The sequence below is a fragment of the Mesorhizobium sp. M7A.F.Ca.ET.027.02.1.1 genome, assembly GCF_004022985.1.
Classification (GTDB): Bacteria; Pseudomonadota; Alphaproteobacteria; order Rhizobiales; family Rhizobiaceae; genus Mesorhizobium.
The window spans coordinates 1-1,035 of the sequence record NZ_RZOL01000803.1 but is presented as its reverse complement, the minus strand read 5'-3'; the positions used below and the strand labels follow the sequence as shown (position 1 = coordinate 1,035).

At 62.5% G+C, this 1,035-nt stretch carries 2 protein-coding genes; both read left to right on the top strand.

The genetic code is table 11. The annotated features are described in order from the left end of the window. Positions 1-250: TerB family tellurite resistance protein (locus EN749_RS36270; RefSeq protein ID WP_189368012.1), on the top strand; the 250-nt coding region annotated here is incomplete at its 5' end. Positions 251-265: 15 nt separating this feature from the next. Further along, positions 266-979, top strand: a complete 714-nt coding sequence (locus EN749_RS36265; RefSeq protein ID WP_128289993.1) for a glutamine amidotransferase — start codon at positions 266-268, stop codon at positions 977-979. Positions 980-1,035: the final 56 nt, after the last annotated feature.

Here is a 1,035-nt window from a genome sequence, read left to right as displayed (position 1 = left end):
CAATGAGGCGATCGATCTCTATGCCTTCACCAGTGTCCTGAAGCGGCATCTCGATGCCGATGCGCGCAAGGCCTTCATCGGCCTGATGTGGGAAATCGTCTATGCCGACGGCGAGTTGCACGAGCTCGAGGACAACACCGTCTGGCGCGTCGCCGAGCTGATCGGCGTCGAACGCCATGATCGCGTCGAGGCGCGCCGCAAGGCAGCGGCGCACGCGCCCGGCGCCACCGGAACATCGAGCGACGAATAGGATCTTCGCCTTCCCATGCCGCGTCAAACGAGTTCGAAGCCAAAGATACTGATCGTGCTGCATCAGGAGAGTTCGAGCCCAGGGCGTGTCGGCCACATGTTGCTGGAAGAAGGGTTCGACCTCGATATCCGCCGGCCGCCGCTTGGCGACGCCTTGCCCGAAACACTGGACGGCCACGCCGGCACGGTGGTGTTCGGCGGTCCGATGAGCGCCAATGACGAGGACGAGTTCGTTCGCCGCGAGACCAACTGGCTGGAAATACCGCTGAGGGAGAACCGGCCATGTCTCGGCATCTGTCTCGGCGCACAGATGCTGGTCAACTGTCTCGGCGGCAAGGTCGAAGGACACGGCGAAGGGCTGGTCGAGGTTGGCTGGTATCCCCTGAAAGCGACCGAAGCCGGCAAGCAACTGATGCACTGGCCGGAGATGGTCTATCAGTTCCACCGCGAGGGTTTCTCGCTGCCCAGGGACGCGACGCTGCTGGCGACGGCCGAGACCTATCCCAACCAGGCCTTCCGCTACGGCGACAATGCCTGGGGCATCCAGTTCCATGGCGAACTGACCAGGGTGATGATGCAGCGCTGGGTGGTGCGCGGCGCGCATCGCTTCGAATTGCCCGGTGCCCAGCCCGGCCGCGATCATCTCGGCGGCCGGCTGATCTGGGACATGCATCTCAAGCGCTGGCTGGACGAGTTCCTGCGGATGATTTTCGGCAAGCCGAGCAGATAGCTAATGCATGTCGCCCAAAAGCGACCTCGATTTTGGGAAAACGACATGCATAAAAC

What these genes read in the sequence shown, in the direction of transcription:
- EN749_RS36265 (WP_128289993.1), top strand. Translation starts at nt 266, where the DNA reads ATGCCGCGTCAAACGAGTTCGAAGCCAAAGATACTGATCGTGCTGCAT.